The following is a 26,247-nucleotide window of genomic DNA, read 5'->3' on the forward strand; positions in this document are numbered from 1 at the left end:
AGCGCTTGAGCCATGAATGACGTGGCGGTGATCGACCGCTTTCTCGCTACCTTTGCGCAGTACATCGACTCGGGGTTCGGGCTGCTGCAAGGCGATGTGGCGTTTCTCACCGCTACGCTCATCGTGATCGACATGACACTGGCCGGCCTGTTCTGGGCGATGAATCATGCCAGTGGCCAGGGCGACGACGTGATCGCCAAGCTGCTGCGCAAGGTGCTTTATGTCGGGGCGTTTGCCTACATCATCGGCAACTTCAATGTGCTGGCTGGCATTGTGTTCCGCTCTTTCGCTGGGCTGGGCCTGATAGCTTCAGGCTCGTCGCTCACGATGGGCAACTTTTTGCAGCCCGGACGGTTGGCGAAGACCGGTATTGATGCCGCCGCGCCCATTCTGGAACAGATCGGCGACATGGCGGGCTTTCCCGAGGTATTCACCAACATCGACCCTATCGTGGTGATGTTTCTCGCCTGGATGGTGGTGGTGCTGAGTTTCTTCGTGCTGGCGATTCAGCTTTTTGTGACCTTGATCGAGTTCAAGCTGACCACGCTTGCCGGCTTTGTCCTGGTGCCTTTTGCGCTTTGGAACAAGACTTCATTCCTTGCCGAGAAGGTACTGGGCAATGTGGTGTCTTCCGGCGTCAAGGTGCTGGTGCTGGCCGTGATCGTCGGCATTGGCAGCGGCTTGTTCGCCGAGTTTCAGGTTCATCCCGATGAGCCGTCCATCGACTATGCGCTGGTCATCATGCTGGCGTCGCTCTCTTTGCTGGCGCTTGGGATTTTCGGGCCGGGCATCGCGACGGGGCTCGTTTCGGGCGGACCGCAGTTGGGCGCGGGCTCCATGGCCGGTGCAGCCGTCGGCGCTGTCGGGACTGCTGTTGCCATCGGTACAGCCGCCACTGGCGTGGGGGCTGCCGTGGCGGCAGGCGCACGCATGGTTCCGGGCGCCGCCCGCATGGCTTCCGGCGCGGCTCGATCCATCGGTTCGAGTGCGGGCGGCATCCGGTCTGCTTTTCAGACAGGTGTAGCGGCGAGTGGTGGCCTTAAAGGAGCGGCGGGGGCAAGCCCTGCTTCTGGTGCTGGGGCAGGCACCTCCGGTGGAGCGTCAACCGATACCGCCAGTTCCACTGCCCAACCGGCCTGGGCCAAGCGCCTGCACCGCCGGCAACAACTGACGCAAGCCGCCACGACCACTGCCCACGCACTGCGCGGTGGGGATGGCGGCGGCGCGGGCCAAGGCCCAAGCCTGCGTGATTCCGATTCATAAGGGGAACCCTCATGCGTTTCAAACGGCCGCTGGTGCGTTATGCCGAATCTCCGCAACCAGCCACACCTTACCAATCCGCCGCCCAGGTCTGGGACGACCGTATCGGCTCGGCGCGGCTGCAGGCCAGGAACTGGCGGCTGATGGCCTTTGGCTGCCTGCTGCTGGCGCTACTCATGGCCGGCGGCCTGGTGTGGCGCTCAATGCAGTCCATCGTCACGCCCTATGTAGTGGAGGTGGATAACGCCGGCCAGGTGCGGGCGGTGGGGGAAGCGGCTTCGCCGTACCGACCCAACGATGCGCAAACCGCCCACCATATCGCCCGCTTCATCACGTTGGTGCGCTCGCTCTCCATCGACCCCATTGTGGTGCGTCAGAACTGGCTGGATGCCTACGACTACACCACGGACAAGGGGGCCGCTGTGCTGAATGACTACGCACGGGTGAATGATCCCTTTACCCGCATCGGCAAAGAATCTGTGACGGTGCAGATCACGAGTGTCGTGCGGGCGAGCGACACGTCCTTCAACGTGCGTTGGACAGAACGCCGCTTCGTCAATGGCGCATCCGCAGGTCTGGAGCGTTGGACGGCGGTGGTGTCCATCGTGCATCAGCCTCCGCGTACCGAAGCGCGTTTGCGCAAAAACCCCCTGGGGCTTTACGTCAATGGCCTGTCGTGGAGCCGTGAACTCGATTCCTCCGAAGGAGCACCGCGATGATGTCGTCTTTGCGCTTTTACGCTTTTCCGTTGGCCCTGCTTGCCCTGGCGGGCTGCGCCACACAGGGCAAGCCGCCACCGGCCATCTCGCTTGATGAGCCGGTACAGGCCGAACTGCTGCCCGAGCCGCCCAGCCCGGTCGAAGTGATTGCCGTGCCTGAACCCTTGGCGCTGCCTGCGCAATTGAAACCCTTGCCGGGTACGGAGGGTGGCAAGCCCACGCCCGAACCCGCCGATGAAACCGTGCGGGTATCCCGTGCCAATGCCCAAGCACGGGTTGCGCCCACCCGCGAAGGCTACGTCAATGCCATTCAGGTCTGGCCTTACAGCGACGGGGCGCTGTATCAGGTCTATACCGGCGTGGGCCGCGTGACGGTGATTGCGCTGCAGCCAGGGGAGGAACTGGTCACGGTCGCCGCCGGTGACACCGTGCGCTGGATTGTTGGGGACACCTCCAGCGGCAGCGGCGCTGACTTGCGCGTGAACGTGCTGGTCAAGCCGATTCGGTCAGGTCTGAAGACGAACTTGGTCATCACCACCAGCCGGCGCACTTATCTGCTGGAACTGACTTCCACGGAAAAGACATGGATGGCGTCGGTGTCCTGGGAATATCCGAAGGATCAGATGTTGGCCTTGCAGCGCCAGAATCAGGCCGCGCAGGCCAGTGCGCCCGTCGATACCGGGCTGGCCCTGGAAAACCTGCGGTTCCGTTATGCGGTCAGCGGGAATAATCCGCCCTGGAAGCCGTTGCGCGCCTTCGATGATGGGCAGAAGGTCTATATCCAGTTTCCGGCTGGCATTGCCCAAGGGGAGCTGCCGCCGCTCTTTGTAATCGGCGCTGAAGGCGATGGCCAACTGGTGAACTACCGATTCCGCCCGCCGTATTACATCGTGGATCGGCTCTTTGGTGCGGCTGAACTGCGCCTGGGCGGTAATCGGGGCGACGTGGTGCGGATTGAGCGTACTGATGGCGTGGCACGGAGGCACTGAAATGAGTCAGGAAAAATTATCCGATCACATGCCTGATCAGGCTTCGTCACCAGTGGAACATAAGGCGGCGGATAAGGTGGCACCTGAGACGGTGGCGCTGCGCGCTCAGCCGCGTCCGGTCACGCGACTGAACCGGCGCACGCTAGCCTTGCTGGTCGGCAGCCTATCGGTAGCGGTCTTGGGTGCCACTATCTGGTCGCTGCAACCGCAGCGGCGCAGCGCAGGAGAGCAGAATGAGCTTTACAACGTAGACCGGGTATCGAAGTCGGAAGGACTGGACGCCTTGCCTTCCGACTATTCCATGTTGCCCGTCCCGGACGTACCTCCCAATGTGCCGGAACTCGGCCCGCCACTGCCCGGCGACCTAGGGCCGGCCATAGTCAATAGCCAGCAGCCGATGGTTGCTACCTATGCGCCGCCGGGCGTTGATGCCGAAGCAGCTGAACGAGAAGCCCGGCGCAAGGAAGCCGAAGCGGCCGCTGCCTCATCGGTGTTCTTCCGCACCGGCCAAGGCCAGACCGGCCAACCTTCGACGACGGGTGTGCAGGCGATGCCTGTCGCGCCGGGCATGGACAACACCCTGGCCGCCTTCGACCCGCTGGCCGCTGGGCCAACTTCGACTGCGGCGCAATCCATCGACCCCACCGCTGTGCAGAATCGGCAAGACCAGAAAGAAGCCTTCCTGCAATCCGGCTCTACACAAACCCGTAATTCCGGCGATCTGCAAATGCCCACTTCGCCGTATCAGGTCATGGCCGGCACGGTCATCGCCGCCGCGCTGGTCACAGGCATCAAGTCCGATCTGCCGGGCGATGTGATCGGCACCGTGACGGAGCCCGTCTATGACTCGGCGACCGGCCAGCATTTGCTGATCCCGCAAGGCTCGCGCATCATGGGTCGCTATAACAGCCAGGTGAGTTATGGGCAAAGCCGGGTGCAGGTGGTGTGGAACCGTATCATCCTGCCCGATACGTCCTCGCTCACGCTGGATAACCTGGCGGGCACCGACCCAGCGGGCTATGCCGGCTTGGAGGATGAGGTCGATTGGCATTGGGATCGCATCGTCGGCGGCGCTGTATTGACCACCTTGCTGGGCGTCGGCGCCGAGCTGGCCGCGCCGGAAAACCGCCAGGATGGCGACCGCATCATCATCGCAGGACGCGACAGCGCCCAGGACAGCATCAATCAGGTGGGCCAGGAAATGACCCGGCGCAACATGAACATCCAGCCCACCTTGACCAGTCGCCCCGGCTTGCCGGTGCGGATCATTGTTAATAAAGATTTGGTATTGCGTCCGTACCAGCCATTGTTCTTCAACAAGGGAGCGTCACAATGAGCACCACCCGAAAACTGCGGCTGGGGCCGCTGCCGAAGACTGAGGTCGTTAAGCTGACCTTCACATGCCCGACTAGCCTGAAAGCCGAGCTGGAGCGCTATGCGGCGCAGCATGCGCAGACGTATGGGGAGACGGTCGATGCCGTGACGTTGATTCCGCATATGCTGGAAGCCTTCATGGCGGGGGATCGGGGATTCAAACGGATCCGGTAAGTAAGTTTTGGGTAATCTAAGTTATTGCAATGGATAATTTTAATCTTTGCAGCTTCTGACAGACCAAGAGAGTGTGAGTACTGGACGTTGAAGACGAATTAAGGATTGGCCCTTTTACGGCAATTTGCTTAAGAAATACCGTATATTTTGGCTCGGCGAGTGAATGCCTCCCTCGCTCCTTCCAATATTTTGCAGGCCGCATCCCGCGCAGCCACGTCATCAATTGACCCGCGTGCAACAACTTGGCTGCGATCGTTGTTGCTTTTGAAGACGATCAACTGTTCCGCATCACCGAGCACGGCGATATTTGCATTGTGGGTAACGATAATGACTTGTCTGCGCTCTTTGGCGCGGCGCAGGACTGGTACAAACGTGTGAAAAATAAATTCACTATCCAGGTTATCTTCTGGTTGGTCAATAATCAGTGGACGTCTGCTATCTGACGATAGAATTAGGGCAAGTAAAACTGATTGCTGCTGACCTAGCGATAACTGAGAAAAATCACGTTGGACGTATCGTGTTTTTCCATCACGCGATACTTTGCCGGTTACTGTTAATTTTGGAAGGTCATCAACATGACATTGTTCAAGATCGGCAAGCACCGATGGCTCACTCAGTTTTTGAATAATTTCTCTTGCTTCTGCAGGCGAGAATTGCTGCACACCGTCTGCAATCTGGATCGACGTAAGTTGTTCTGTTTGTGATTTTTCTATCACGGACAACAGTCCCGGAATAGTGAGTTGCTCCACAATAATGCGCGCTTTTTGATGGTTGATTGTGCGCCAACCCAACGCCGTTGCAATAATTCCGACTGCCTCCGATGTGTAGCCACTTTCAATGTACTGTAACTTGACTTGAAATTCTGAGAGGACTTCTGCAAGTGCTCGCGAGGCCTGAATAGCATAAGCTTGTCGGCGCAAGGCGACTTGTTGTCGTGCTTGCCATCGCTCCTTTAATGCTGTTGCGTACTTCGCACGAAGCGCTTTTAAGTGGGGCTCCCAGGTTTTCAGGTTGACCAATTGTTTCTTCTGTTGGGTTTCTTCTGTGGTGAGCCGAGTGATATGCGACATATCTAGTTTCACGCCTCTGGCTTCCAGCGCGGCCCGTTTGGTTTCGATGTTGTCGCGGATGGGGCGCTCCTTTTCCACCCATCGTCCGATAGAAGATATCGTTGAAGCTTGGAGTGCTAGGTAAGCGGCTTTGATGTCAGCTTGTGCTCGCTCCAGCGTCGTGGAAAACTCGTCCGCTGCAGTAATGATTTCTGCTGCTTCAATATGACCGGTGGTGATATCTTCAGCGGCAACTAACGACCGAAAGTTTGCTGATACGTCAGCTAGGGTTGTATCTTGTACAAATTCTTTCAGTTCAGTTAACAATTCGTTGAGATTGTCTTTTCTTGCCTTTTCAATTGCGAGGCTGCGCTGAAGCTGAATGACCTCTGCGCCTTTTGCTGCTTGGAATGCTTGTAGCTGTTGTTGAACCACCGTCAGGGATCGCTGAGTCTGAGGGATAGCGGCAACATGTTTTTCTGCTTCGATAATTTGTGTGCGGAGTGTTTGCAATAACTCTCGGGCTTCGTATTCATGCAAAAGAGCATCCTCAACACGTGTGAACGTATCAAGATAGCGCATGAGGGCTAGTGGATCGTCTTTAGCGTGTTCGCGTACGCGCGCTGCTTCACCTTGCCCAAAACAATCAAGTTCGAAAGCGATAGGGCCATCGATTGGATCGTCGAGATTAATAAGCTCTTCACCGATTGATCGCGATAATGTGTGTTGCTGTCCGGCTTCGTCCTGCCAAAATAGGTGCAACTGATGCGGCCAGACTTCGGAGTCGATCACGTCCGCTCCTGAGGGCGTACCTGTCAGGCAGCGTACAGCTTCAAATGTGGTGGATTTTCCCGTGCCTCTTCCCCCGATGATGCAATTTAGATTGCGACTGAAATGGATTTTTTGTCCGTCCAAGTATCCGCCACTAATAATCGCGCCTAAAATAAACGGCGTTGATGCAGGTACCTCCTCCTCCAAACGAATTCGGGAGTCTCCTTCTTCCAATGCATGACGTAAGCCTTCAAAGGACGGGGCCGCCATTTTGTAACGGGTGAGTTTACGATCCTGATTAGCGTTGCGACCCAGCGCGTTTAGGGTATGTGAATCGGAGTTCAGAATGCGGGCCAGATATTGACGCTCACCCAAGCCGAGCCGCTCAATACGCTGTTTCCCGATATGAGCACGGGATTGATCTGGGTCTTCAGGCGCATAGCTTACAAGCGAGTTGGCCGTAGTAAGTTCTATACCGAGCAAGGCTGTATGGCACAATATATCTGTCTTATGGGGAGATCCACCAGGATGATTGGTCTCTAATCCGTTGCCACCATCAACATGTGCAAGTACACAAAAGCCGCCTAGCTCTTTCGCGTGTTCCAGGCACGCAAACATGGCATCCTTGCAGCGGCTGGTTTGGCGTCCACGATCTGCTAAGTTAAGTCGTCCATGGAATTGTGCAAGTAATTCAACTGTTGGAAAATAGCACAGGAGGTGTCCTTCGGGTGTAGAGAGCTCTACGGATGGAATGACAAGTACGCCGATGGAAGCTCCTGCTGAAACGGTCTCCTGTACATTGCTAATTTCATTATGGTCCGCGACGGCGATAATCTGTAAGTTTTCTCGAAGTGCTATCTCAACGATACGTTGTGGCGTCATGTCTATGTCGGTGACATCATGGGACGCTTGGTACGAGTGAATATGGAGGTCGCCGCGAAAAAAGTGTGCGCCATTAGTGTGTGCGACGCATTCTTGAAGTTTCTCCATCAGCATCTCTCCATTCTAAAACTAATAATTCTTTGTGCATGCCTAATCATGGACGCCCTCGTTGATTCCAGCAGGGCAAGTTTGCGTTTGTTTTCTGATAGTAACTGTAATTACTATAACTTACAGATGCGCTGGCTAGCATGTCGGTTCGGAAGCCGCTCGTACAGTCTCTGGCGGTCTGTACACAACAAATGGCGGATTAACGTGGGAACCGGTAAATGTACAGAGCGCTACTGCGCTACGCTACGCCCTTACAGGTTTGTAGGTGAGATCATTTGAGGCATCCTAAGGCCATCTCAATCCACTACGGAGATGGCCATGTCTGACCAGCAAGGAATCGCCAGGCGATCGGCACACACAGCTTTCCCTGTAGCGCCTGCGTTTTATCGCATCGCCGATGTAATACGCATCACGGCCATCAGCCGCGCTACGATCTACCGGCGTATATCAGAGGGGCGCTTTCCGCGCCCCGTCAACCTGGGCGGGCGCGCGCGTGGTTGGACGCCGGCTGCTTTGCAAGAATGGATAGAGAACCCCGAAGAATATCGGGAGGTGGAGGTGCAGCAAACTCCCGAGGCTGCCAGCCCTGTGCGGCGCCGCCGCAACACTGAACGTCTCAAGTCGTCTCGCATCCAACGCCGGAAATTTCGGACACAAGTCGGACACGAGAGCAAAATGAGAGGCCAAGAAACTGAAAAGGACTTAGCGAATGTTCGCTAAGTCCTTGATATTCCTTGGTGGCGCATCCCTGATTCGAACAGGGGACCTGCGGATTATGATTCCGTCGCTCTAACCAACTGAGCTAATGCGCCAAAGAGCGCAATTATAGCAAGAATTTTTGCGCCTGCAAGAGGGTGGCCTAAACCTTATAAGCTATAGTAGGCTTGGCCTAGCCCAGACCGTTCAAACTGCACCGACCCAACAAAAAAGGAACCCTCACGGGATGCAGATCCGGAAGCCTTCCCGCATCACCCTGCGCCAGCTGGTCCTGATCCTGTCGATCGGCAGCGTGCTGGCCATGCTGGTGGCGGGCATGGCGGGGGCCTATCGGATCCAGCGCGATCAGTTGATGGAAGACACCCTGGCGGCCAACCAGGCCTTCGCGGAAAAGCTGGCCGCATCGACGTCCGACCTGTTGCGGCAGGCCCAGCAGGACCTGGCGTATTCCGCCGAGCGCGTCGTGCAATCCGGCATGGACCCGACCGTGCTGCAATCCGAAGTCGACCGCCTGCGGGCTCAGGGCATCGGGTTCAATACCGTCTCGGTCATGGGCAGCCAGGGGGTCATCCTGGCGGTATCGCCCAGCGCCCTGAAGGTCCGGGGCCGCCGCGTGGACCCGAACGCCCCCCGGTCCTCTCCGCGGCACCTGACGCCCACGATCAGCAGTCCCTTCACCTCCATCCTGGGCAATCTGTCCATCCTCGTCACCCATCCGCTGTACACCGCCAAGGACCAGTACCTCGGCTATCTGGCGGGCACCGTCTACCTGAAATCCGACGGCGGCCTGTCGCGCCTGATCGGCCAGCATTACTTCCGCAACGACACCTACGTCTACGTGGTGGATGCCACGCGCCGGCTGCTGTATCACCCGCAGGCCAGCCGGATCGGCACGGAAGTGGTCTACGACAACCCGGCCATCGGCGCGGTGCTGAACGGCGAGACCGGCGCCTTGCGGGTCACCAACAGCCAGGGCATCGACATGCTGGCCGGGTTCGCCTACGTGCCGGCCGCCAAATGGGGCATCGTCGTCCAGCGCCCCACCCAGGTCACGCTGGCGCGCCTGGACACGCTGATGCGCCGGGCGCTGTGGCTGTCGCTGGTGCCGGTGGGCCTGCTGCTGGCGCTGCTCTGGTTCCTGTCGGGCTGGGTCTCCCGCCCCCTGGGCGAACTGGCACTGGTCGTGCAGGACGGCTACGAGGACAACATGGCGCGCCGCATCCAGTCGATCCGCTGCTGGTACTTCGAGGCCCAGCGCCTGCAGCGGGCGCTGCTGGAAGGCCTGGGCGCCGTCGGCGCGCAACTGGATCAACTGCACGACGAGGCCTACCAGGATCCCCTGACCGGCCTGGGCAACCGGCGCGGCCTGAGCCTGGCCCTGCAGACCTGTCAGGCGCTGGGCCAGCCCTTCGCCGTCATCGCGCTGGATATCGACTTCTTCAAACGCATCAACGATACCTATGGCCACGATACGGGGGATCAGGTGATCCGGCAGGTCGGCCACTGGATGCGGACCCAGGCCCGCGAGGGCGACACCCTGTTTCGCATGGGCGGCGAGGAATTCCTGGCGCTGCTGCCCGGGGCGCACCAGAACGCGGCGGCCAACATCGCCGAACGACTGCGGGCCGGCATCGAGCACGCCGCCATCCTGCCGGAGGAAACCGTGACGGTGTCGATCGGCGTGGCCGCCTGGGCGCCCGAAGACGCCATCGACCCGGAACAGGTTCTGAAGGCCGCCGACCAGGCCCTGTACCGCGCCAAGCAGGCGGGGCGCAATCGCGTCATGGGGGCGGAGGCCTGAAAGGGGAGCCCAAACGTAAAGGCCCCACCTTCTGGTGGGGCCCTACCGCCACTGGGGCAGTAAACACTGCATGGGCGCAGTGCGTAGTCGACGCCGTTGAGGCGAAGATTCACTACCATCCGGTAGTGACTTCAGTATAGGCACTCGACCGCCAAAGGACAAGATTGGGATTTACCCTAATGTCCGGGATCCCGATGCCCCGGATGCGAGAGCGCGTAATCCAGGGCGGCGCGCACCGCCGTGACCTGGGCGGCATTGCATTCTTCCACCGTCGCGTTGGCGCTGTCCGGATAGACCTCGGTCGTGGTGCGGTACGGGGCGTCCGTGATCCCCGCGCACAGGCCCAGGGGCCGCAAGGCATAGCGGATCACCCCTGGCGCCACGACGGGCGAGCCGATGATCTCGCCCCGCTCGTCGGCCGGCGCGATATGCGTGACGCGGGCCACGGCATCGATGACCGCCTGCTGGAAGTCCGGCTGGGGCGCGTCGACGTCGTCCACCAGATAGAAGCCGTCGGGGATCCCGCCCGGCGTGAAGGGGCGCCCGTCCCGGGCCGCCAGGGCCGGGCGGAATTCGCTTTCATCCGTGTCGGTGGTTTCATGCAGGTCGATGTGCACCCGCGCCCGCGCGGCGAAGGATTCGACCAGCCGCATCAAGGCCGCGGATTCGGGGGCCGGGCTATCCGCCCGGAAAGACCGGTTGGGATCCAGCGCTTGCGGGTTCCAGCGGTGGATGCGCTCGAAACCCCAGGGGCTGACGCAGGGCGCGACCAGCAGATCGCAGCGATCCTCGAAATCCGCCGCATGCCGCGCGGCGAACTGTAGGGCCCCCATCACCCCGCTGGTCTCATAGCCATGCACCCCGCCCGTCACCAGGGCCACGGGCCGGTCGCCCCGCCAGCGGCGGCTGCGCAGGGCCATCAGGGGATAGACGTCCGGCGCATAGTCGAGTTCGCCGTACTGCACAACCTCGAATCGCCCACGCAGTTCGTCGACCGCCCGCAGCACCAGATCGGCGTAGCTGCGCTGGCGCCGCTGCCGTTCCCGCCAGGCGGCGACCTCGGCCGCCCCCCAGGGGATTCCGGGCGTTCCGATGGGATAGAAGGCGGTTGGCATAAGCTCCACTCCGAAGGCGAAAAGTCGGCAAACACTGTAGCACGGGGCCCCACAGCGCCTTAGCCAGCGGGCCACGCACGAAAGACCCACGACCGCCATGGCGCGGACCCGCCCCAGGCCGGCAGCCGCGCCCTCACCGCCTGCGGCGTTCCCCCAGGGCCAGGTACCACGGCAGGCAGTCGGGGTTGCTCATGGCGTCGGGGTTGATGACTTTGTCCAGTGGCTCGCCCAGCAGCAGCCGCTTGACGGGCAGTTCCATCTTCTTGCCGCTCAGGGTGCGCGGAATCGCCGGAGCCGCCAGGATGTCGTCGGGCACGTGGCGGGCCGACAGATTGTCCCGGATGGCGGCTTTCATCCGCGCCGCCAGCGCGTCGCTCAGCGCCTGGCCGTCGCGCAGCACCACGAACAGCGGCATATAGGATTCCCGGCCCAGGTATTCCAGGTCCACCACCATGCAGTCCAGGACTTCGGGAAAGGCCTCCAGGACGCGATAGATCTCGGCCGTCCCCATGCGGATCCCATGGCGGTTGATGGTCGTATCCGAGCGGCCGTAGATGATGGCGCCGCCGCGCGGCGTGATGCGGATCCAGTCGCCGTGGCGCCAGACCCCGGGGAAGACGCTGAAATAGCTGTCGCGATAGCGGCTGCCATCCGGATCGTTCCAGAAATACAGCGGCATGCAGGGCATGGGCTCGGTGACGACCAGCTCGCCCACTGCGTCGTCCAGCGACCGGCCTTCATCGTCATAGGCGCGCACGGCCGTGCCCAGATAGCGGCACTGCATTTCGCCCGCGTACACGGGCAGCACGGGACACGGCCCGACGTAGGCCGCCGCGACGTCGGTGCCGCCGCTGAGCGCCGCCACCAGGACGTCCGGAAACTGCCGCATCAGCCAGCGATAGCCGTCGTCGGACAAAGGCGACCCGGTGGACCCCACCGTCCGCAGGCGCCCCGGCCTCAGGCGTTTTCCCGGTTCGATGCCGGCCTTGCGGCAGGCCAGGAAATACGCGGCGCCCGCCCCGAAGAACGTCACCTCGGCCTGATCCGAGAAATCCCACAGCGCATTCATGTCCGGGTAGCCCGGGTTGCCGTCATACAGGCAGACCGTGGCCCCGGTCAGCAGGCCCATCATCTGGATGTTCCACATGATCCAGCCGGTGGTGGTGAACCACATGAAGCGGTCCCGCGGGCCGATGTCCATCTGCAGGGCCAGGTCCTGCAGGCCTTTCAGCAGCACGCCGCCGTGACCATGCACGATGGGCTTGGGCAGCCCCGTGGTGCCGGAGGAATAGACGACCCACAACGGGTGATCGAAGGGCACCTGTTCGAACCGCATGGGGGCCGCCGGCTGCGCCAGCAGGTCGTCCCACGGCAGGGCGCCATCCAGGCGGGCCTGCGGATCCAGATAGGGCAGCAGCACGACCTTGCCCAGCGTCGGCAGCGCGTCGCGCAGCCCCGCCACCACCGGCAGGCGGTCGAAATCCTTGCCGCCGTACCGATAGCCATCGACCGCCAGCATGACCTTGGGATCGATCTGGCGAAAACGGTCCAGCACGCTGCGGGTGCCCATGTCCGGCGAACAGCTGGACCAGATCGCCCCCAGGCTGGCGACGGCCAGGAAGGCCACCAGGGTTTCGGGCAGATTGGGCAGATAGGCCACCACCCGGTCGCCCGGCCCCACGCCCAGGGCGCGCAAGCCCTGGGCGGCCGCGGCCACCTGGGTGCGCAAGGCCCCCCAGCCCAGGGCCTGCTGGGGACGGATTTCCGAGCGCGACAGAATGGCCGGGCGATCCGAATCATCCAGATGGAAACGGAAGACCTGCTCGGCCAGGTTCAGGCGGGCGCCCTCGAACCATTGCGCGCCGGGCATGGCGCGGCGGCCCAGCACGCGGCTGCAAGGCGCGGAACTGCGCAGATCGAAATATTCCCAGACCGACTGATAGAAGTCTTCCAGGTGGTCGACGGACCATTGCCACAGGGCGGGATAATCGGGAAAAGCCTTGCCCTTGCGCGTCTCCAGCCACCGCTGATAATCCGTGATGCGGGCCCGGGCGACGCGCTCGGCGTCGGGCGTCCACAAAGGGCGGGTCTCAGGACTGTTCACCGGAAGTCTCCTCGCATTATTTTTGATCGCATCAGCTTATACCGTTACGCGGCGTCCCGTGGCGCCGCCAGGCCGCGATGCGGCGCTCGCCGCTTGCATTGGCGGCCCCCGCCGCCGCATACTGGACCGATCTCACACCGCCCTGGAATCCGGCATGACACAAGCAGACATCACACTGGAACAACGCGCCCGGGGCGCCCTCATGGGCGCCTACATCGGCGACGCCCTGGCGCTGGGGCCGCACTGGTACTACGATCTGGACGCCCTGCGCCGCGACTACGGCGCCTGGATCACGGACTACACCGATCCGCGCCCCGACCGCTATCACGGCGGCCTCAAGGCCGGGCAGCTGTCGCAGGCCGGCTACATCCTGGACCTGCTCGCGCAGTCCCTGGTCGACTGCGAACGCTATGACGAGGACGACTTCTGCCGGCGGCTGGACCAGGACCTGTTCCCGCAACTGGACGGCACTCCCATGAACGGGCCGGGCGGCTACACCAGCCAGTCGATCCGCGAAGCCTGGCGGCTGCGGGTGCGCGAACAGCGCCCTTGGGGCCAGGTGTCCGGCCTGGCCGACACCACCGAAGCCGCTGAACGCATTCCCGCCCTGGCCATCCGCTACGCCCTGCGCCCCGCCGAGCTGGCGCGGCAGGTATCGGCCAATACGCTGCTGACCCAGCACGACACCACGGTCATGGCCATGACCGTGGCCTACGGCTGCGTGCTGGGCAGCCTGGTGCGCGGCGAGCCGCTGGACGCGCAGACCTCCGACCGCCTGATGACGATGGTGCACGACGGCGCCCTGCCCTTTCACGCGGTCACGTCCGTCGGCGAGCAGACCCCGCCGCCCGGCCCCGAAGCCCCCCGGCAGGCGGGCCAGTTCCCGTCTCCCGACGCGCTGCTGACGACGTCCGGCATCCTACGCGCGGCCACCGATCCCGACATCCGCATCGAGCCGGCCTGGAAAGCGTCCCTGGTCTATGGCATGCCCTGCGCGGTCTATCACCAGTTCCCCGCCGCCTACTATCTGGCGGGCCGGTTCCAGGGGGATTTCGAATCCGCCGTGCTGCATGCCGTCAACGGCGGCGGCCAGAACCAGGCCCGCGCCATCCTGACCGGGGCGCTGGCCGGGGCCATCGGCGGCATCCAGGCCATTCCCGACCGCTTCCTGAACGGGCTGGAACACAGCGCCCGCCTGCTGGCCCAGGCCGAACGCCTGGCCCGGCAAGCGGCTAGCGCACCGGCAGAAAGTTGAAGAACAGCAGCCCCTGCAGATAATTGATGCCGATGCGCCGGACGCTTTCGTCCTGCAATTCGGCGACCAGGTCCAGCCGGGCGATCATGCGGCCGAATTCGCGCTCGAAGCTCAGATTGGCCACGCCGTTGCCCAGTTCATTGGACAGCAGCAGCGGGCGGCCCTGGGCGTCGCGCCGGCTGGCCAGCATCCAGGCCGCGATTTCCAGATTGCGGGCGGCATTGAAGACGTGGCGGGCATCCACCGAATTTCCCACGTGAAAGCGCGTGCGCCCGCCGTGGGCCGTGATGATCATGTTGGACAGCCCCAGCACGAAGGCGGCCACCCGGTCGCCGGGATAGCGCGGATCCATCGCCACGGACAGGACCTCGATATCCCGCAGGCCGTCCAGTTCCTTGGGCACTTCCCCGGCGCGGATGCGCGCATCCCCCTGGGCCAGGGCAGATTTCAGGTCGGAGAAACCGGCCTTGCGCCATTCCCCCGGGTTGCGGCGATACAGTTTTTCCAGCAAGCGGACCAGGCTGTCCAGATTGTCCCGCATGGCCATGGTCTGCAGGCGATTGTTGTCGTTCTGCACCAGTTGATCGCTGGAAAACGATTCGCCCCGCAGCCCTTCGACCGGCGGCGAGGAACAGGCCGACGCCAGCAGCACCAGCGCCGCGCCCAGGGCCCCGCATGCGATCCGGCGCACGGCGCCCGGCATGGCCATCAGTACTGCCGCGCCCGGTCCACGACGCCGGTGATGGATTCCCCCCGGACCACGGCCCGGACCTTGCCGGCGATCTGCCGCACGGTCAGCGACATCAGGCTGGCCCCGGCCACGTGCGGCGTCACCTGGATGCGCGCATCGGTCCAGAAAGGATGATCGGACGGCAGCGGTTCCCGGGAAAAGACGTCCAGCACCGCCCCGCGCAGGCGCCCGCTGTCCAGGCAGGCCAGCAGATCGGCCTCGACCAGATGGTCTCCTCGCGCGATGTTGATCAGATAGGCGTCGGGCCGCAGCTGTTCGAAAACGGCGCGCGACAGGATGCCGCGCGTATCGTCCGTCAGCGGCAGGACATTGACCAGCACCCGCGTGCCCGCCAGGAAATCCGCCAGCCGGTCCTGGCTGAAGGCCCGGGTTCCCGCCACCGGCCGGCCGCTGCGCGACCACACCGCCACGGGATAGTCCAGCGCGGCGCAGGCCTGCGCCACGCGGGCGCCCATCACGCCGCCGCCCATGACGCCGACCGGCCAGGCGTCCCGGTCGATGTCGTCCAGCGGCTGCCAGCGGGCCTGCGCCTGAAGGCCGGCGTAGCGACCCAGGTCCCGGGATTCGCGGATCAGGTAATGCAGGACGTATTCCGCCATCTGCACGGCCATGCCACCGTCTTCCACGCGCACCAGCGTGATGCCGTCCGGCAGGTCGGGCATCCGCAGCAGGGCGTCCACCCCCGCCCCCAGGTTGAAGAGATGCGTCAACCCGGGTTCGCGGACGAACAGCTCGGCCGGCGGCGCCCACACGACGGCGGCATCCGCCCTTCCCGATCCGCCTTCATCCCACAGGCGCACGCGGTGTTCCGGCAGCGCCTGCTGCAGGGCGTTGACCCACTCCAGGGGATTCGATTCGTGGCGGGAGGCGAAGACGATTTCCATACACAGGCCGTCAGGCTGGGGGCGGCCATGCCGCCTTGCGCTGAACCAACAATGGTGAATGACCTCGGGACTTTAGCACAGGGGGGATGGGGATCCGGGCCTCAGACCAGCAGTCGCTCGAAGATGTCGTCGGAGCCCATCTGGCCCCCCTTGAGCATGAGCGTCAGCCCGCCGAGCCCGGGGGAATCCGCGTGCAGCCGGCACAGCGCCACGCCGGGTTCCAGCGTCCGACGATAGGTCAGCGCCCAGGCGTCCAGCGCCTGCATGCAATGGCTGGACGTATCGCCGCCCGACAGGCCCAGGCGTCCGGGGCGGACTTCGCGCAGCACGTCCGCGGCCAGGCCCGCCCCGGCCCTGGCCAACTGGGCAGGGTCCAGGCGCGACGCGGCCGCCGCCCCCGAACGATCGACCCAATGCGCCAGGACGTGATGGCCGCCGCGCAGCGAGCGCACGATCCGGTCCCGCGCGGCGGCGCGGCCGTCCGACGCGCCATCCAGCAGGTCGCCGACCGCGACGGGAACCCGCTCATACGATCGCGCCGCCTGGATCTGCCGGGCCGTGCGCGGCGACAGGCTGCCCGAAAACACCAGCACCGGGCCGTCCGGTCGGCCGGCGTCCGAGGCGTCCTGTTCCCGCGCCTGCGCGGCCGCCTGGTGATCGGCCGTCACCCACTGCGTCAGCAGCGCCTGTTCGACGCTGCTGGGGCCGACGGCCAGCAGCGGCTGGCGCCGGGCCCGGTCCCACAGGATCCGGCCGATCGCCGCGAGATGCGCAGGCGCCGCCACATCCAGCAGGACCCCGTCCGGACCGGCCGCCGCCGCCTCGGCCACCCGCGCATCCAGCCGGTCGGGCGCTTCGTCATAGGCCGGATAGGCGATGCCGGCCGTGGCCTTGAGGCCCTGGCGGGCCAGGTGCCGGCGCAAGTCGGATTCGTCCATCGGCGTCACCGGATGGCGGCTCATGGTCGGGTGCCGATCCAGGCGGAAGACCTCGCCTCCCACCTGAAAGGCGGCGAATAGATTGCCGAACACGCAATACCGGCCCAGATTGGGCTGGCCGCCCACGATCGGCACGAACGGACCCGCCGGCAGGCGTTCCCGCAACACCTTCACGGCCAGCCCGATATTGCCCACCGAAGGGCCGCTGTCGAAGGTGGAGCAGGTCTTGTAATGCACCACGGGGGCATGCCACGGCGCGACGTGATCCGCCACCCGGCCCAGCTCCGCCTGCAGCTGCCGGCGGGTCATGGACCGGGAGGCGCCCGCGATGCCCAGGCAGTCCTGGGGGCCGACGGCCGCCCGCTGAGCGGCGGTGGGCAGGCGCAGGAACAGCGTCGCCCGCAATCCCGCCCGCGCCACCGTGGCCAGGGTGTCGGTCGCCCCGGTGAAGTCATCCGCGTAAAAGACCAGCTTCAGGTCCGACGCGTCCGGGGGCGCATCCGCCGGGGGGTTCTGGCGCGGATCAGCGGCCACCGAAGAACTCCAGCGCCCGGCGCAGTTCTGGCGCCTGGCGGGCGAAGTCGGCCAGGTCCGCGCCGCCGCGGGCGGCCTCCCAGGCCTGGCGCAGGCTGCGGACGCCGGCGGCGGGACCATCGGGATGCGCCAGGATGCCGCCGCCCGACATGAACAGCAGATCGTCGCCCACCGCCCGGTACGTGGCCGGCACGGTCCCCGCCCATTGTCCCGAGGAAAAGGCCGGCAGGACGGCGTCGTCCTGCCCCGGCGCCAGCGGCGCCAGGCAGGCCTGGGCGGATTCCACGACCTCGGCATCGGTCTGGGCGAACTTGCCCTGCAGGCCATGCACGTGCATGTGATCCACGCCCGCCAGACGCCACAAGGTCTGGTACGCCTGGAACGAAATGCCCAGCAGAGGATGACGCGACATCGAACCGTAGCCGTTGCGGTGGCCGTGAATGGCCAGGGGCGTGCTGCGGCGCAAGCTCTGCACGGCGGAAAAGCCGCAGCTGTTCAGGCTGACCATCACGCAGGAACCGCCTTCGCGGCTCACCAGGTCCGCATGGCGGCGCATGGCATCCAGTTCGTCGCTGATGTTGAAGGCCACCATCACCGTCCGGCCCGTGCGCGCCCGATAATCGCGCACCGCGGCCATCACCGCCGGCACGCGTTCCGACAGGGGCGCATGCGCGGGGTCGGCGCAGATCTCGTCGTCCTTGATGAAATCCACGCCCGCCTCGCACAGCGTCGCCACCAGTTCCGCCGTCTGCCGCGCGGACAGGCCCACATTGGGCTTGATGATGGTGCCGATCATGGCGCCGCGTTCCACCCCCGTGACCGCCCGCGTGCCGCGCACGCCGTGAGTCGGGAAGTCGAACCGCGCGCGGTAGTCCGCCGGCACGCGCAGGGCGTCCAGCCGCATGCCCGTGACCTCGCCCAGGTCATACAGATTGCCCGCCACCGTCGCGTACAGCGTCGGCAGGTTCGCGCCGACATTGGCCGTCGGAAAGCGGATCCGCACCCGGGCCTGGGTCCAGGGGCCTTCCACCCGACGGCGGGCCAGGAACGCATTGGGCAGGGACGGCTGATCCGCCCGGCCCAGGACCCGCACGTCCAGCACGGCGGCCCGGGCGCGGCCGCGCAGCTCGTCGGTCTCGCCCGCCACCCGCGTGAAGGTGCCGCAGGATTGCTCGCCCGCCATCACCTGCGCGACGCGGTCCGGATCCAGCGGCGTCTCGATCAGATAGTCGGCCTCGTAGTGAAGATCGTCCATGACGGGCTCACAGCGTGTTCAGATCGGGGAACGGCCGGATGGGGTCGCGGCCGTCCCAGCCCCGGGATTCCTGGCGGATCAGGTCGAACAGCGCGCCCTTGGGCCCCAGGACCTCGGACAGTTCGATGACCGTGCCCGGATGGTATTCGGTGTCGAAATAGATGAAGCGGCCGTTCTCGCCGACCTCGCCGCCCATGACGGGCTTGAAGCCCCGGGCCAGCAGGCGCTCCAGGTCCGCGTCGTACTGGCGGGTCCAGTAGGCCACGTGCTGCAGGCCCTCATGCCCCGCCTGCTGGAAATCCCGATACATGGACGGCACGTCGTTGCGGGTCTGGATCAGCTCGACCTGCACGTCCCCGGAATTGGCCAGCGCCACCGAATTGTGGGGTTCGTAGGCCTGTCCCCGGTATTGGTAGTTGCGGATCGGCACCTTGGGGTTGTAGTACCAGGGGCCGACGCCCAGGGTGCGGCTCCAGTAGTCCATCGCCGCTTCGATGTCCTTGACGACGTAGCCCAGCTGGCGGATCTCTCCGAAAAAACGACTCATTGCTCGTGCTCCTCTTCTTGCGTCCCGCGCTTCAGGCGCCGGACGACATCAATCTTTCACGCGCCCGCGGCGCGCGCCCGTTCACCGGACGAACAGGCTTGGAAACCAGGTGGACACCGCCGGCACCAGCGTGACGACCAGCAGCGACAGCAGCAGCGGGAAGAAAAACGGCAGGGCCCCCGCGATCACGCGGTGCAGGGGCATGCGCGCCATGATGCTGACCATGTACAGGCTCATGCCCACGGGCGGCGTCAGCAGGCCGATCATCAGGTTCAGCACCACGACCACCCCCAACTGCACGGGATCCACCCCGGCGGCCAGCAGCGCCGGCGTCAGGATCGGCGCCAGGATCAGGATCGCGGCGATCGACTCCATGAACATGCCCACCACCAGCAGCAGCACATTGACGATCATCAGCAGGACGAAGGGGCTGCTGGACAGGCCCAGGAAGAATTCCGTCGCCAGCATGGGCACCTGGTCGATCGTCAGGACCCAGGCGAACAGGGCCGCCGCGCCCACGATGAACAGCACGCTGGCCGTCGCCCTGACGGTTTCCCGGGCCGCGTCCCAGACGCCGCGAAACGTCAGCCGGCGATAGACCGCGAAGCCCAGGAACAGGGCGTACACCACGGTCACCCCCGCGACCTCGGTCGGCCCGAACAGGCCGCTGACCAGGCCGCCGATCAGCACCAGCGGCGCGCACAGCGCCGGGAACGCCACCAGGGCCTGGCGCAGCAGCGCCCGCGCATTGACGGCGATGGTGTCGCGCGGCAGATTCTGGCGCCTGGCCATGACCGCGATCTGCACCATCAGCAGGGCCGTGATGATCAGCCCCGGCACGACGCCGGCCAGCAGCAGCTTCACGGCGGACACCTCGGCCGCCGAAGCGAAGATGATCAGCGGAATGCTGGGCGGGAAGATCGGCCCGATCGTGGCCGCGGCCATCGTGATGCCGGCGGCGAACTCGGGCTTGTAGCCCTGCTCCCGCATCAGGCGCATCTGGGTGCCCCCCAGCGCCCCGATATCGGCCAGCGCGGCGCCCGACATCCCGGAGAAGATCAGGCTGGTCAGCACCGACACGTGTCCCAGGCCGCCCCGGATGCGCCCGACCAGCATGCGCACCAGCGTGAACAGGCTGTCCGTGATGCCGGACGCATTGAACAGGCAGGCGGCGAAGATGAACATCGGGACCGCCAGCAAGGGCGTGGAATCCAGCGCATTGACCATGCGCTGCGCCAGCACCGACAGCGGCAGGTCGAACCACCAGAGCACGATGCCGGCCGACATCCCCATGGCGACGGCGATGGGCACGCCCATCAGCATGATCACCAGGAACAGCACCAGAATGGTCAGGCTCATCATGACGGCGTCCCCCGCGAATCGGCGCCGGCCGAGGCCGGCCGGACGGCGCGCGTCAGGCGCAGAACGGCCACCAGGGTGAACAGCAGCACCCCGACCACCACCGGCAGATAGAAAATCAGGTTGGGCATCCGCAGGGCCGGCGTGGAGAATTTCCCGGCCTTCATCAGGAACAGATAGCTGCCGTGCAGGAACAGGCCGCAGAACGCCAGGATGATGATTTCGTTGACGACGGCCAGCACCCGGCCGGCGCGCCCCTTCACTCGCGAGCTGAGGATGTCCACGGCGATGTGGCCGTTTTGCAGCAGCAACAGAGGGATGGCCAGGTAGACGATGCCCAGCCCGCCGTACCGGGCCAGCTCGTCCGCCCAGGGCAGGCCGACCTGCCAGACATTGCGCGCCGCCACCTGCAGCACGACCAGAAAGGTCGTCAGCAGCAGCATCACGATGGCCAGTCTTTCAAACCCGCGGCACAGGCGCGGCAGCAGCGATGCGAGACAGCCCGGCGGCGGCCCGTCCGGATGGATCGAGGTGGAGGACATGATGGGAGGACTCCCCGCCGCGCCGGACGGACCCGCGCGGCGGCATAGGGGCTGACGATGCCGGACGAAGCCCGGCGGGGCTTACTGGATGGCGGCGATCTGTTTGTAGAGGTCGCCGTACTTCGCGCCGAAACGCTCCTGCACCAGCTTGTGCGCGCGATCCTGGAAGGCCTTCAGGTCCAGGCCGTCATCGGGGCCGATGACCTTCATGCCCAGTTCCTTCAGCTTGGCGAGCTGCGTGGCTTCCTGGGACAGCACCATCTCGGTGGCCTTGGTGCGGGTTTCCTCCGCCGCGCGCGTGAAGGCGTCCCGCTGCGCGTCGCTAAGCTTCTTCCAGGTACGGTCGTTCATGATGATGAGTTCCGGGTTGGTGATGTGGCCCGTGCGCATCAGGTGCGACTGCGACTCGTACAGCTTGTTGGACAGCACCACATCCACCGGGTTTTCCTGTCCCGACACCTGGCCGGTCGCCAGCGCCGTGGGCACTTCCGACCAGTCCACCGGCACGGGAACGGCGCCCAGGGCCTCGACCGCCGTCATGTAGATCGGAAACGGCAAGGACCGGATCTTCACGCCCGCCAGATCCGCCGGCGTGCGGACGGCCTTGTTCGCCGTCAATTCCCGGGTGCCGAAGTCATAGGCGTACAGGACACGCACGCCGGCCGACTCGATCAGCCCCTTGTTCAGGTCCTTCATCACCGGCGAGGCGATATCCGTCACCTTCATCAGGTGATCGACGTCCCGGTACAGATACGGGGTATCCAGCGCCGCCACCGGTTCATACAGGGCGCCGATGCCGCCGGCCGTGTTGTGGGACAGCGCGATCACGCCCGTGGACGTCGCCTCGGCCAGTTCCTGCAGCTTGCCCAGCTGCGAGGACGGGTACACCTGGATGACGACTTCGCCCTTGGTGTATTCCTTGACCTTGTCGGCGAACATCTGGGCCTGCTGCCCCGCCACGCTGTTGGGGGAATTCATGTGCCCGTAGCGCAGGGTCAGCGGGGCGGCCGAGGCCTGGCTCGCCATCAGGCCCAGACCGGATGCCAGGATCGCCCCGGCCAGACCTTGGCGAAGCAGAAAAGAGGCAGGTTTCATATGATGTCTCCGTGATTGAATTTGATGTGCGGATTCTATCGCCTTCTTGTATGCCGTAAGTGTTCAATATATGATGTCGATGGTCAATCATAAATTCTGATTGTTTTTGATGTGAATAGCGATCAGCCATCTTCTCCTCGCCGGCGCCCCGGCATCCGTGAAATCGCCCAGGCGGCCGGGGTCTCCACCGCCACGGTCGATCGCGTCCTGAACCAGCGCCCCGGCGTGCGGGCGGCCACCGTGCAGGCCGTCTTCCAGGCGGCGGCCGATCTGCGCTACCTGCCGCAGGCGGACCTGTATCGGGCGCTGCAGCCCCACCCCATGCGCCTGCTGTTCCTGCTGCCGGCCGGCACCAACCGCTACCTGAACATGCTGGGGGATTACGCCGGCGCCGCGCACGACCACACGGACCCGTTCAACGTGCAGTGCCGCAGCCGCTTCGTCGAAGGCTTCGACCCCCACATCCTGGCCGACACCCTGCTGCGGGAAGGCAGGCGCGCCGACGGCATCGCCTTCATGGCGCTGGAACACCCGGTGGTGCGCGAAGCCGTCAACCAACTGGCCGAGCGGGGCGTGCACACCATCACCCTGATTTCCGACCTGTCCCGGTCCGCGCGCTGCGCCTACGTCGGGCTGGACAACCGGGCGGCGGGCCGCAGCGCCGGCCTGCTGATGGGCCGCTTCATCGGCGCGCGCCCGGGGCGCGTCGCCATGATCGCCGGCAGCCGTCATTACCGCGGCCACGAGGAACGCGAAATGGGTTTCCAGGACGTGCTGTACGAAAAATTTCCTGGATTGCAGGTGGTCGGCCTGAAGGAAGGCCACGACGACGCGGCCACCAACTACCGCCAGGCCCGCCAATTGCTGGACCAGCACCCGGACCTGGCCGGCATCTACAACATCGGCGGCGCCTCCGACGGCGTCGGCAAGGCCCTGAAGGACGCCCGCAGGGACCAGGACATCGTCTTCATCGGCCACGGCCTGACCCCCGACACTCGCAGCCTGCTGATCGACGGCACCATGGACGCGCTGCTGAACCAGAACCTGCAGTCGACCATCCTGTCGGCCGTGCGCATCTTCGCCAACGTCCGCGCCGGGCGCGAGCCCATGGCGGGCATCGAACCGATGCAGATCAGCGTGGTGTTCAGCGAGAATTTGCCGTGACCGATATGCTGGCGGGCCGACCGCCGCTTGCCCCGCGCCGTCAATCCGTTAGACTGTGGTTCCAGACGGAAGACACCCATGGCCAACATCCCGATAGACCTGACTTCGCTCGACAACGCCTTGCAAAGGCTGGCCGAAGGCATCGCCCGCTACGAACAGGACATCACCGACACCCAAATCCGGGATGGGCTGATCCAGCGCTTTGAATTCAGCTACGAAATCAGCCACAAGATGCTGAAGCGCTATCTGGAAATGACTTCCGCAACACCCGCGCAATTCGACGGCATGGCCTTTCAAGACCTGATCCGCAGCGGAAACGAGCAAGGCCTGCTGCTCAGCGACTGGCCGCGCTGGCGCACCTATCGCGAAATGCGCGGCAAGACCAGCCATACCTACGATGAGAAGATCGCCCTGGAAGTCGTGGCGCACATTCCCGCATTCCTGCAAGAGGCCCGCCATTTGAGAGATCAGATCAAAGCCCGACGCTCATGACAGGCGCCACCCCAAACATCGACATCACACCCACGCAGTGGGCGATCGTCAAGAGCATTTTGCTCAGGCACGTGCCACGATACGACATCTGGATCTTCGGCTCACGCGCCCGCAGAACAGCCAAACCGTATTCAGACCTTGACCTCGCCATCATGACCGACCAGCCCCTGCCGCTGGAAACGCGCGCCGCCCTGGCGGACGATTTCAGCGAGTCGGACCTGCCCTGGAAAGTGGACATCGTGGACTGGGCCGCAACGCCCGAGTCATTCAAGCAAGTGATCGATCAGCACAAGATCATCGTCAGGCCAGACGGCGCTGCGTCAGGACGATAGCGGCGCCCATCACGGCGACGACGATGGTCAGCCGGTAAAGGTCTTCGCTGGCGATCAGCACGGCCTGGCGATCGACCATGCCGGCCAGTTGGGCCATGGCGGTCCGGGCGGCGACGCCGGCATCCATGCCGTGCGCCACCAGCGCCGCCTGCGCGTGATGCAGCCAGTCCAGGGTGACGGCGGGCTGGTTGCCCGTGCTGTCGATCAGCGAGGCCTGCACGCTGAACTGCCGGTTCTGCAACAGGATGGCGCCCAGCGCCGAAGCCAGCGACGTCGCCACCTGCCGCATCAGGTTCTTGCTCTGGTAGCCATGGGCGAACGCCTTGTCATCCAGGCCGCGATACGTCAGCCCCGCCACGGGAATGACGAACAGCGCGGCGAACAGCCCCTTGGTCGCAAGACTGGGAATCAGCGCGCCGGGCGTCACGTCCGGCGGCATGCGGGAGAACTGCCAGGCCGCCAGGGCCATGACCAGCAGGCCGGCGACCATCATGGGCTTCTTGCGCTTGACCAGTTTGCCGTATCGCAGATAGACCAGGACCGCGCCGAAACTGATCAGCCCGGCCAGGGTGTCGAGCCAGCCCACCGTGGACAGCGGCATCTCCAGCGCCTGCTCGGCGTAAATGGGAAACAGATAGCTGCTGAAGTAACTGATCAGGTAGTACATGAAGTACAGGGCCAGCCCGGTCAAGTACACCGGATTGCGCAAGACGCGCAAGTGCAGCAGCGGCTCGTCCTGGCGCCACTGATGGTGCAGAAAGCCGATCAGCAGCAGCATGCCGACGGCGGCCGCCAGGATCGGGCGGGCCGGGTGCGAGAACATGTCGAAGCGCGCCTCGGTGAGCGCTGCCTGCAGCGCGGCGACCGCCAGGCCGAACCACAGCAGAGGCGCCAGCAGAGGCCTGCGCGGCCGGGTGCGGGGTTCGGCATCGGGCAGCAGGCGCCAGGCGCCCAGGGCAGCGATGGCCGACAGCGGGGCGACGCCATAGAACACGTCCTGCCAGACGCCATGATCCATGAGCTCGGCCGCGATGGCCGGCGCCAGCGCCGTGGCGGTGAATATTCCGATGATGTAGATGCGCGCCGCCCGCGGTCGGTCGGCGGGCGAGAACATGATGTTGATCAGGACCCGGCTGCTGGTGAACAGAGCCCCGCCGCCGAGCCCCTGGACGAACCGCGCCGCCAGAAATTCGGGCAGCCCGGAGCTGCCCGCCGCCATGAGCGTGCCCGCCGTGAAGATAGCCAGCGCCGCCGTCAGGTAGCGCCTGTAGCCGAAATTTTGCGCGAGCCATTGCTGCTTGACGATCATCAGCAGGCTGCCCACCGCGTAGGCCGACTGCGCCAGCGCGAAGCTGCGCGGATCGGCGCCCAGGCCGCCCATGATGTGGCTGGCCGAGAACACGAACATCACGTTCTCGAAGAATTCCACCGACACGATGAGCGCCAGCAGCATCATGGAGATCAGCTGCCGTTCCCGGCGGGTCAGCAGCCTGGCCAGGCCCAGCAGGCGGCGCGGCCGGACCCTGCGATGCAGCGGACGCTTCATGACGGTTCCGACTCCAGCCCGGCATGCAGCTGTTTCAGACCGGCCGTGGTGACGGCGCGATCCTGAGGCCCCACGAAGGCCCAGACCCGGACGTAAGCGGCGTGCACCGCAGGCGCGGCCTTTTCCACCATGCGCCGGCCGGCGGCCGTGAGTTCGAGTTCGAGGCTGCGGCGGTCCTGTTCGCTGGCGCGCCGCCGGATCAGGCCCTGTGTCTGCAGGGCATCCAGAATGCGGGTCATCTGGGTCCGCGTGGCATCCAGCGTGGCGCCGACCTCCGAAGGCGAGCTGGGTTCGCCTTCATCGGCGGCCAGCATGCTCAACACCAGATATTGCGACATGTTCAGCGAAAACGGCGCGAGCGCCCGGTCGATGCGCTCATGCAGCAGGCGGGCCGTGCGAAACAGCAGCCGCGTGGCCAGGATGTCTTCGCGGGGAGCCCCCGGATGGGCTTTGCAGAACCGGTCGATGCGGGATTCGAATGACATGTGTG

The 26,247-nt window shown here is 64.6% G+C and carries 24 protein-coding genes and 1 tRNA gene; 11 read left to right on the forward strand and 14 right to left on the reverse strand.

Annotated elements, in window-relative coordinates; all coding sequences use genetic code 11:
- Positions 1 to 12 precede the first annotated feature (12 nt).
- From trbL to Q0263_RS15835, 5 genes are read left to right on the forward strand one after another with little or no spacing between them, the layout of a single operon-like run.
- Positions 13 to 1,263 carry a P-type conjugative transfer protein TrbL gene (trbL, locus tag Q0263_RS15815; protein ID WP_298018254.1) on the forward strand — a complete coding sequence of 417 codons (1,251 nt, stop codon included), beginning with the start codon at positions 13 to 15 and terminating at the stop codon, positions 1,261 to 1,263.
- 11 nt (positions 1,264 to 1,274) lie between these two features.
- A complete protein-coding gene (gene trbF, locus Q0263_RS15820; protein WP_298018256.1) occupies positions 1,275 to 1,979 on the forward strand; it encodes a conjugal transfer protein TrbF in 705 nt (234 codons plus the stop codon).
- Complete coding sequence (gene trbG / locus Q0263_RS15825; protein WP_298018258.1) at positions 1,976 to 2,968, forward strand: P-type conjugative transfer protein TrbG; 993 nt, start codon at positions 1,976 to 1,978, stop codon at positions 2,966 to 2,968. Before trbF ends, trbG begins: the two co-directional genes overlap by 4 nt.
- 28 nt (positions 2,969 to 2,996) lie before the next feature.
- Positions 2,997 to 4,304, forward strand: a complete 1,308-nt coding sequence (locus tag Q0263_RS15830) for a TrbI/VirB10 family protein (RefSeq protein WP_298019172.1) — start codon at positions 2,997 to 2,999, stop codon at positions 4,302 to 4,304.
- The gene (locus Q0263_RS15835; RefSeq protein ID WP_298018261.1) at positions 4,301 to 4,516 is read left to right on the forward strand and encodes a DUF2274 domain-containing protein; all 216 of its coding nucleotides are present in this window, start codon (positions 4,301 to 4,303) and stop codon (positions 4,514 to 4,516) included. The genes Q0263_RS15830 and Q0263_RS15835 overlap by 4 nt, the downstream gene beginning before the upstream one ends.
- Positions 4,517 to 4,644: 128 nt before the next feature.
- Here the strand turns inward: Q0263_RS15835 and Q0263_RS15840 are convergent, their stop codons facing one another.
- On the reverse strand, positions 4,645 to 7,329 hold the full coding sequence (locus Q0263_RS15840; protein ID WP_366140724.1) for a TrlF family AAA-like ATPase: 2,685 nt from the start codon (positions 7,327 to 7,329) through the stop codon (positions 4,645 to 4,647).
- Between the two features lie 315 nt (positions 7,330 to 7,644).
- Here Q0263_RS15840 and Q0263_RS15845 point away from each other — a divergent pair, with 315 nt between their 5' ends.
- Entirely contained in the window at positions 7,645 to 8,046 is a 402-nt protein-coding gene (locus Q0263_RS15845; protein ID WP_298018267.1) for an AlpA family phage regulatory protein, read from the forward strand.
- 15 nt (positions 8,047 to 8,061) lie between these two features.
- Here Q0263_RS15845 and Q0263_RS15850 read toward each other — a convergent pair.
- Positions 8,062 to 8,138, reverse strand: a tRNA-Met gene (locus tag Q0263_RS15850).
- 131 nt (positions 8,139 to 8,269) lie between these two features.
- Between Q0263_RS15850 and Q0263_RS15855 the strand changes: the two genes are divergently transcribed.
- Complete coding sequence (locus Q0263_RS15855; protein WP_298018269.1) at positions 8,270 to 9,844, forward strand: sensor domain-containing diguanylate cyclase; 1,575 nt, start codon at positions 8,270 to 8,272, stop codon at positions 9,842 to 9,844.
- 176 nt (positions 9,845 to 10,020) lie between these two features.
- Here the strand turns inward: Q0263_RS15855 and Q0263_RS15860 are convergent, their stop codons facing one another.
- Complete coding sequence (locus Q0263_RS15860) at positions 10,021 to 10,959, reverse strand: M14 family metallocarboxypeptidase (RefSeq protein ID WP_298018272.1); 939 nt, start codon at positions 10,957 to 10,959, stop codon at positions 10,021 to 10,023.
- A gap of 133 nt (positions 10,960 to 11,092) precedes the next feature.
- A complete protein-coding gene (locus Q0263_RS15865; protein ID WP_298018275.1) occupies positions 11,093 to 13,063 on the reverse strand; it encodes an acetoacetate--CoA ligase in 1,971 nt (656 codons plus the stop codon).
- A gap of 154 nt (positions 13,064 to 13,217) precedes the next feature.
- Between Q0263_RS15865 and Q0263_RS15870 the strand changes: the two genes are divergently transcribed.
- Positions 13,218 to 14,318, forward strand: coding sequence for an ADP-ribosylglycohydrolase family protein (locus tag Q0263_RS15870; RefSeq protein ID WP_298018278.1), 1,101 nt, complete (start codon positions 13,218 to 13,220; stop codon positions 14,316 to 14,318).
- Here the strand turns inward: Q0263_RS15870 and Q0263_RS15875 are convergent.
- The 8 genes from Q0263_RS15875 to Q0263_RS15910 all read right to left on the reverse strand — a co-directional run bounded on the left by Q0263_RS15875 (position 14,296) and on the right by Q0263_RS15910 (position 22,223).
- Complete coding sequence (locus Q0263_RS15875; RefSeq protein ID WP_298019174.1) at positions 14,296 to 15,021, reverse strand: hypothetical protein; 726 nt, start codon at positions 15,019 to 15,021, stop codon at positions 14,296 to 14,298. The genes Q0263_RS15870 and Q0263_RS15875 overlap by 23 nt on opposite strands.
- A 5-nt stretch (positions 15,022 to 15,026) precedes the next feature.
- The gene (locus Q0263_RS15880; protein ID WP_298018281.1) at positions 15,027 to 15,953 is read right to left on the reverse strand and encodes a glyoxylate/hydroxypyruvate reductase A; all 927 of its coding nucleotides are present in this window, start codon (positions 15,951 to 15,953) and stop codon (positions 15,027 to 15,029) included.
- Between the two features lie 101 nt (positions 15,954 to 16,054).
- Positions 16,055 to 17,425 carry a four-carbon acid sugar kinase family protein gene (locus Q0263_RS15885; protein WP_298018284.1) on the reverse strand — a complete coding sequence of 457 codons (1,371 nt, stop codon included), beginning with the start codon at positions 17,423 to 17,425 and terminating at the stop codon, positions 16,055 to 16,057.
- The gene (locus Q0263_RS15890; protein WP_298018286.1) at positions 17,415 to 18,680 is read right to left on the reverse strand and encodes a ribulose-bisphosphate carboxylase large subunit family protein; all 1,266 of its coding nucleotides are present in this window, start codon (positions 18,678 to 18,680) and stop codon (positions 17,415 to 17,417) included. Before Q0263_RS15890 ends, Q0263_RS15885 begins: the two co-directional genes overlap by 11 nt.
- Before the next feature lie 7 nt (positions 18,681 to 18,687).
- Complete coding sequence (locus tag Q0263_RS15895; protein WP_298018289.1) at positions 18,688 to 19,227, reverse strand: VOC family protein; 540 nt, start codon at positions 19,225 to 19,227, stop codon at positions 18,688 to 18,690.
- A gap of 81 nt (positions 19,228 to 19,308) precedes the next feature.
- Positions 19,309 to 20,589: a TRAP transporter large permease gene (locus Q0263_RS15900; RefSeq protein WP_298018291.1), complete on the reverse strand. Its 1,281-nt coding sequence runs from the start codon at positions 20,587 to 20,589 to the stop codon at positions 19,309 to 19,311.
- Positions 20,586 to 21,128 carry a TRAP transporter small permease subunit gene (locus tag Q0263_RS15905; RefSeq protein WP_298018295.1) on the reverse strand — a complete coding sequence of 181 codons (543 nt, stop codon included), beginning with the start codon at positions 21,126 to 21,128 and terminating at the stop codon, positions 20,586 to 20,588. Before Q0263_RS15905 ends, Q0263_RS15900 begins: the two co-directional genes overlap by 4 nt.
- A gap of 81 nt (positions 21,129 to 21,209) precedes the next feature.
- Positions 21,210 to 22,223, reverse strand: coding sequence for a TRAP transporter substrate-binding protein (locus Q0263_RS15910; protein ID WP_298018298.1), 1,014 nt, complete (start codon positions 22,221 to 22,223; stop codon positions 21,210 to 21,212).
- Positions 22,224 to 22,334: 111 nt separating this feature from the next.
- On the opposite strand from Q0263_RS15910, the gene Q0263_RS15915 reads away from it, so the two are divergent.
- From Q0263_RS15915 to Q0263_RS15925, 3 genes are all read left to right on the forward strand, one after another.
- A complete protein-coding gene (locus Q0263_RS15915; RefSeq protein ID WP_298018301.1) occupies positions 22,335 to 23,387 on the forward strand; it encodes a LacI family DNA-binding transcriptional regulator in 1,053 nt (350 codons plus the stop codon).
- Positions 23,388 to 23,465: 78 nt separating this feature from the next.
- A complete protein-coding gene (locus Q0263_RS15920) occupies positions 23,466 to 23,879 on the forward strand; it encodes a nucleotidyltransferase substrate binding protein (protein ID WP_298018304.1) in 414 nt (137 codons plus the stop codon).
- Positions 23,876 to 24,211 (forward strand): nucleotidyltransferase domain-containing protein, encoded by a 336-nt coding sequence (locus tag Q0263_RS15925; RefSeq protein ID WP_298018307.1) that lies wholly within the window; start codon positions 23,876 to 23,878, stop codon positions 24,209 to 24,211. The genes Q0263_RS15920 and Q0263_RS15925 overlap by 4 nt, the downstream gene beginning before the upstream one ends.
- Here Q0263_RS15925 and Q0263_RS15930 read toward each other — a convergent pair.
- Together Q0263_RS15930 and Q0263_RS15935 are read right to left on the reverse strand one after the other, a co-directional pair.
- On the reverse strand, positions 24,180 to 25,757 hold the full coding sequence (locus tag Q0263_RS15930; RefSeq protein ID WP_298018310.1) for an MFS transporter: 1,578 nt from the start codon (positions 25,755 to 25,757) through the stop codon (positions 24,180 to 24,182). The genes Q0263_RS15925 and Q0263_RS15930 overlap by 32 nt on opposite strands.
- On the reverse strand, positions 25,754 to 26,242 hold the full coding sequence (locus tag Q0263_RS15935; RefSeq protein ID WP_298018313.1) for a MarR family transcriptional regulator: 489 nt from the start codon (positions 26,240 to 26,242) through the stop codon (positions 25,754 to 25,756). Before Q0263_RS15935 ends, Q0263_RS15930 begins: the two co-directional genes overlap by 4 nt.
- Positions 26,243 to 26,247 lie beyond the last annotated feature (5 nt).

The organism is uncultured Castellaniella sp. (assembly GCF_937988725.1).
GTDB lineage: Bacteria > Pseudomonadota > Gammaproteobacteria > Burkholderiales > Burkholderiaceae_B > Castellaniella.